The organism is Methylibium sp. (genome assembly GCF_013817345.1).
Taxonomy (GTDB): Bacteria; Pseudomonadota; Gammaproteobacteria; order Burkholderiales; family Burkholderiaceae_C; genus Methylibium.
This window is the reverse complement of record NZ_JACDCW010000158.1, coordinates 1-5647: the sequence shown is the minus strand read 5'-3', so window position 1 is coordinate 5647 and position 5647 is coordinate 1. Positions and strand designations below refer to the sequence as shown.

General features: G+C 68.5%; 6 protein-coding genes. 2 read left to right on the top strand and 4 right to left on the bottom strand.

Translation table 11 applies throughout. The features are described 5' to 3' along the window. Window positions 1-219 precede the first annotated feature (219 nt). Both H0W40_RS18840 and H0W40_RS18835 read left to right on the top strand, forming a co-directional pair. A complete protein-coding gene (locus tag H0W40_RS18840; protein ID WP_292449307.1) occupies window positions 220-552 on the top strand; it encodes a TspO/MBR family protein in 333 nt (110 codons plus the stop codon). Window positions 553-558: 6 nt separating this feature from the next. Beyond that, window positions 559-891: a hypothetical protein gene (locus H0W40_RS18835; protein WP_292449306.1), complete on the top strand. Its 333-nt coding sequence runs from the start codon at window positions 559-561 to the stop codon at window positions 889-891. A 25-nt stretch (window positions 892-916) separates the two neighbouring features. On the opposite strand, the gene H0W40_RS18830 is transcribed toward H0W40_RS18835, so the two are convergent. The 4 genes from H0W40_RS18830 to H0W40_RS18815 all read right to left on the bottom strand — a co-directional run. Continuing rightward, window positions 917-2125 carry an EAL and HDOD domain-containing protein gene (locus H0W40_RS18830; protein WP_292449305.1) on the bottom strand — a complete coding sequence of 403 codons (1209 nt, stop codon included), beginning with the start codon at window positions 2123-2125 and terminating at the stop codon, window positions 917-919. A 33-nt stretch (window positions 2126-2158) separates the two neighbouring features. Beyond that, a complete protein-coding gene (flgL, locus tag H0W40_RS18825; protein WP_292449304.1) occupies window positions 2159-3364 on the bottom strand; it encodes a flagellar hook-associated protein FlgL in 1206 nt (401 codons plus the stop codon). A 26-nt stretch (window positions 3365-3390) separates the two neighbouring features. Then, on the bottom strand, window positions 3391-5340 hold the full coding sequence (gene flgK, locus H0W40_RS18820) for a flagellar hook-associated protein FlgK (RefSeq protein ID WP_292449302.1): 1950 nt from the start codon (window positions 5338-5340) through the stop codon (window positions 3391-3393). Between the two features lie 52 nt (window positions 5341-5392). Further along, a partial coding sequence (locus tag H0W40_RS18815; protein WP_292449301.1) for a glycoside hydrolase family 73 protein occupies window positions 5393-5647 on the bottom strand: 255 nt, incomplete at its 5' end.

Genomic DNA, 5647 nt, shown 5'->3' with positions numbered 1-5647 from the left:
TGGACAAGGCCATCGGCTTGGCTTGGTCGAATGACGTGTTCATCGACGAGGTCAACGACGGCGAAAGCGACCTGCTGTAGTCCCCTCCCAGCTTCTCGGTCAAGAGGGCCTTGAGGCCACGCTTACCGATCGGTGGCTTCGCGTCGGTCACCGCCGGCGACTTCTACCAACAGCTCGAGCGCCCGTCCTGGGGCGCCACCGGCCTGGTTGTTCGGCCCGGTGTGGAGCGTGCTGTACCTGATGATGGGCGTGGCGGCCTGGCTGGTGTGGCGGGCGCGAGGCTTCGACGGCGCACGCACGGCGCTCGTCCTCTTTCTCGTTCAGCTCCCCGCGAACGCACTGTGGACCTGGCTTTTCTTCGCCTGGCGCGAAGGCGGGCTGGCGTTCGCCGAGATCCTCGTGCTTTGGGCGCTGATTCTCGGTACGGTGCTTGCCTTCTGGCGTGTGCGGCTGCTGGCCGGGGCGCTGCTGCTGCCCTACCTGGCCTGGGTCAGCTTTGCGTCGGCACTCAATTTTTCGCTCTGGCGGCTCAATCCGGGGCTGTTGGGTTGAGGCTCGATGGGTGCCGCCGGCTCCGGTGCGATCAAGGCTGATGCGAAGACAGCGGCCATCGCAACGGCGCTTCGCGAACGGCAGTTGCTCGCTTTCGTGTACGACGGGCAGCCGCGGGCGGTGGAGCCCCACATCTACGGACTCAGCGGCTCCGGCCGCCCTGCGCTGAGCGCCTATCAGGTCGCAGGCGGCAGCGCGTCGGGCGAGCCGCTCGGCTGGAAGCTGTTCCATGTGAGCGAGATGCGGCAGGTCAAGCTGCTCGCTGCGCATTTCGCGGGCCCTCGCCCGGACTACAACGCGCGGGACAAGGCCTTTCGCTCAGTCGAAATTGCGCTGTAGCGCGCGGCCTTGCGCCCCTGACACCTCATTCGAGCTGCGCCGCCGTGGCCAGCGCCTGCAGCAGCGCGCGGTTGATTTCCTTCGGCCCGCTGAGCAGGCCGTCGCAGGCCTGGCGAATCGGCTCGAGCTCGTCGCCCTCCACCGCCTTCACCAGCGCGCAGTAGGGCTGATACGGGCCGCTGTTTTCGGCCAGCGCCTGGTACACGCGTTCGGGCACGGGCAGCGTCTTCAGCAGCTCGGCAAAGGACTGGTGGAACATGCGGTCGAGCAGCGAGAACACGCCGCAGATGAAGAGCTCGCCCTTCATCTCGTCGTCGCCCAGCGGGCGCACCAGTTCTTCCATCAGCATGCCGCGGCGAACCGCGGCGAACATCACCGGCTTGAGGTTGGCGTCCTTGCTGGCGGTGGCCAGCAGCAGGGCGAGCCAGCGCTTGAGCCGGTTGTAGCCCAGCATCATGATGGCGTGGCGGAAGGAGCTGATCTCCACCGACAGGCCGAAGGCCGGCGAGTTGATGTAGCGCATGAGCTTGAAGGCCAGCGTCGGGTCGCGGCGCAGCGTGGCTTCGAGCTTTTCGATCGGCTCGTGCTGGTCTACGCGGTGGATCAGCTCGACGATGACCTGCAGGTCGGTGCCGACGGTCTTGCCTTTGTCGCCGCTCTTGGCGGCCTCCTGCGCGAACACGTCGTCCATGGGCCAGCCCAGCACGGCGGTGGCGCCGCGCGCGAAGGAGCCTTCCATGTCGGCGATGGTGCGCACGCCCGATTGCACGTAGCCGATAGTGCGCTTCACGCCCGAAGGAAGATCCGATTCGCCGACGCGGCGATCGTCGGCCAGCGCGATGATCGAATGCCGAAAGCACGGCAGCACTTCGCGCGGCAGTTCGCGCAGCGGCCGGCCCTTGATGAGCAGGGTATTGCCGCTGGCGTGCAGCACCTTGATCGCCTCGGTGTGGTTCTCGTCGGCCGCCATGAAGGCGGGTATTTCGATCATCACGTTGGAGCTCGGTGCGGCCACCAACAAATCCTGCAGCAGGTTTTCGCTCAGCACATTGAGCGAAACTTGCGCGCCGCCTTGCGGCCACACGGTGGCGATCTCGGCGAGCAGGGCGCCGGCATCGAGCGGCGCGCCGGGCACCAGCGGAAACACGGTCAGCCGCGTGGCGGTGACCGCCCGCAGGCGGTCGACCATCGGCGAATAGCTCAGCGCGACCTGGCTGAGGATGCTGTCACTCACGAAGACTCTCCCTGGGGTTCACGCATCAACGGATCACGGATTGATGTACTGGAACAGCGACAGGCGCTGCACCATGGAATACGACTTCAGCGCGGCTTCGTAGCCGCTCTGCTGCTGCTGGAACTTGGAGATCGCCTCGACCATGTCGAGATCTTCCGCCGACGAGCGCTCGACCTTGGCGCCCAGTTTCACGGCGGCCAGGCGATCTTCCACGCCGTCGATGCGGTTGAGGGCTTCGCCGGCCTGCGCCCGCTGAGACTGCAGGCGCCCGAGCGAGGCGTCGATGTCGCGCAAGCCCAGGGTCACGGCCTGCGTGGCCTGGCCGCCATTGAGGCCCGGCGTTTCCAGCGCGGCGGCGGCGCGGTCGAGCATCTTGAAGATGTTGAGGCTGGCCTCGGAAGGCACGGCGTCGAACCGGTCGCCGTCGGCCGGCTGGCCGGTGATCTTGAAGGACAGGCCGTCGATCTCGATGGCCGTGCCGCTCTGGTAAGGCTCGTTCGCCAGCGCCGTCGGCAGGCCGTCCCGCAGCACGGTGTAGGTGGTGACACCGGCGGCGTCGACGCTGAAGCTCAGCGAGTAGGGATCGCCGGTCACGGCAGCCGGGTTGCCGACGCTGCCGGCGTCGATCCAGGCGCTGCCGTTTTGCGTGGTGGCCTGCGTCTCGAACACGCCGTTGCCGGTACGGGCCTGCAGCCAGGCCGCCTCTCCGTCCAGCGTGACCGGCAGCGCTTCGCCCGAAGCCACCACCGTCTGGCCGGCGGTGCCGACGAAGGCCACGCCCTCGGGCAGCGGCCGCTCCACGAAGGGCGGCGCGCTAGAACCCTGACCGCCGAAGACGAAGCCGCCGCTGCCGTCGGAGCGGTTGGCGACAGCGAAGAGCTGGTTGCGGATGCCGCGCAGCGCCTGAACAAGGCTGGTGCGCTCGCTGTCGCTGTAGCTGCCATTGCCGGCGGCGACCAGCGTCTCGCGGGCTTGTTGCAGCAGTTCGGTGGCGTCGCCGAGGGCGCTTTCGCCGGTCTGCATGGCATTGCGGCTGGCTTCCACGGCGCGCTGGCTGGCGACGCTGCGCGACTCGAGCGCGAGTGCGCGTTCGGCGCGGGCGGCGGCAGTGGGATCGTCGCTGGCGCGGTTGACGCGCTTGCCGCTGGTCATCTGCATTTGCTGCTCGGCCAGCTCGAGCTGGCGGCGCTGCAGGTTGTCGATGCCGGCATCAAAGGTGTGGGCGGTACTCAGGCGCATGGTGGGTGTCCTCGGTGCGTCGGGGGTCAGCGGCCGGTCACCGACAGCAGCGTGTCGAACACGCTTTGCGCGACCTGCAGGATCTTGGCCGCGGCCTGGTAGCCCTGCTGGTACTGGATGAGCCGGGCCGCCTCTTCGTCGAGGTTGACGCCCGTGGCGGCCGCCTTCATGGCGTCGGCGTTGGCGGCGACGGCAGTGGAGATGTTGCTCGACGCCTTGGTGCTCTGCACGCGCACGCCGATGTCGGCCAGCGCGCTGGCATAAGCGCTGGTGATGCTTTCGCCGGCGGCGATGCTGCCGTCGGCCAGGAGTTGCTCGCCCACGATGCCGGCGTCGCGCAGGTCGAGCATCGCCAGGGCGTTGCCGTTGTTCGACGCCGAGAACGCCGCGGGCGCGACGCTGAAGCTGTCGTCCGGTTGCGGCACGCCGTTCAGGCGCAGCTCGGCGCCGTTGAGGGCGATGGGCACGCTCGAATCCCACAGGCCCGTGCCGGTGGCGGGCGTTCCGCCGGCCTGCGTCCACGTGTATTGCAGTCGGTCGCTGGCGTCGAGAGAAAAGGTGACTATGGTGGGCTCTTGCGACGTGACCAGCGGCCACGCGTCGGTGACCTTGACGCTGGCCACGCTGCCGGTGCCTTCGTTGGCTGCACTCGCGGTGGCAGTGAGGGGCGCAGCGGCGGCAATGCCCTTGGGATCGTCGAGTGCGCGGCTGGCGCCCTGGGCCGCGCGGCTCACCGGCTGCAGCAGGAAACGGTCGCCGGCGGCGGGTGCAGGCGTGCCCACGTCGATGGTGAAACCGTCGATGGCGTCGCCCGAGGCCACGCTGCGCACCATGCCGTCGGACAACCGCGTGATTAGATAGCTTCCGGCGGCGGCCGGATCGGCACGCAGTTCGTAGTCGCTGGCCTGCAGTTGTGCCGGGTTGGTGATCTGCACGCCGACGGTGCTGCCGCCGGTGTTGGTTGAAGCGGGCAGCACGCGCGGCGCACCCACGTTCATGAGTGGCGCGCCGCTGCCGGCGGGCTGGCGCAGGTCGAGACCGAGCGCCTGCTGTTCGTTGAGGCTGCCGGCAATGGCTGCGGCCATGCGGCCGACCAGCGCCTGTGCGTCGGTGAGGTCGTCGTCCTGAAACGCCAGCAGGCCGGCAAGACTTCCGCCGCCGAGCGATCCAGTGGGCAACCCGCGATCGACGCCGCCCTCACGCACGCCCAGGCGCACCTTGGCCGGGTCGTAAAGGTCGGACATGGCCTTGAGTTCGAGCGCACTGCCGCCGAGCACCAGGCGTTGTCCGCCGCCGATGAAGAGGCCGAGCGTGCCGTCGTCAGCCGTGATGGTGCTGACCTGCACGAAGCCGCTGATCTCGCTGACGAGTTGGTCGCGCTGGTCGAGCAGGTCGTTGGGCGTGTGGCCGGTGCCGAGCGCGCCGGCGATCTGCTTGTTGAGGTCGGCCACGCGCTGCGCGAGGGTGTTGACCGTGGCGATGGAGGTCCTGAAATCCTGCGCCACGCCGGACTGCAGCGTATCGATCTGCCCGCCGGCGGCGCGCAGGCGCGAGCTCAGCTCTTCGGTGCGGGCGAGCACGACCTGGCGTGCCGCGGCATCCTGCGGGCGGTTGGCCACATCGACAAAGGCGTTGAGCAATTGGCCCGCCGCAAAGCCGATGCCCGACTCGCCAGGCGGGAACACCGACTCCAGGCGCCTGAGTTGTTCGAGGTGCGTGGCGTCGAAGGCGGCCTGCGCCCTGGAGGTTGCCGCGGCGCGGGTGAGAAAGGAGTCGGCGGCGCGCGTGACGCTGTCTATCTGTGCGCCATTGCCGAAGAAGCCGGCGCCGGTGTATTGCCCGCCCGCCGTGGAAAGCTCCACCTGCTGGCGCGAATAGCCGGGCGTGTTGGCGTTGGAGATGTTGGAGCCTGTGGCCTGCAGCGCCGCGTAATTGGCGAACATGGCACGGGTGCCGAGTGACATCAGGTTGGCCATGCTGGGCTCCTTGCAACGTGCGTGGGGGCGGGCGGGTGGTGCATGCGCCGCCTCACGTCGTCAGGTCTCGCTGCAGCCTGAGCGTGGTGTTGATCACGCGGCCGAGCTTGTCGGCGTAGGCCGGGTCGGTGGCATAGCCAGCACGCTGCAGGCCGGTGGCGAAACCCTGGGCGCTGCCGCCCTGCTCCACCACGCCGGCATAGCGCGGGCTGTTCTTGATGAGCTGCGCGTAGTCGCGGAAGGATTCCTCGGGCGAGGCGTAGGCGCGGAACTTCGCGGTCACCTTGCGCGGCTCGCCGTCGATGTA

What these genes read in the sequence shown, in the direction of transcription:
- flgK (WP_292449302.1), bottom strand. Translation starts at nt 5,340, where the DNA reads ATGGCCAACCTGATGTCACTCGGCACCCGTGCCATGTTCGCCAATTAC.
- flgL (WP_292449304.1), bottom strand. Translation starts at nt 3,364, where the DNA reads ATGCGCCTGAGTACCGCCCACACCTTTGATGCCGGCATCGACAACCTG.
- H0W40_RS18835 (WP_292449306.1), top strand. Translation starts at nt 559, where the DNA reads ATGGGTGCCGCCGGCTCCGGTGCGATCAAGGCTGATGCGAAGACAGCG.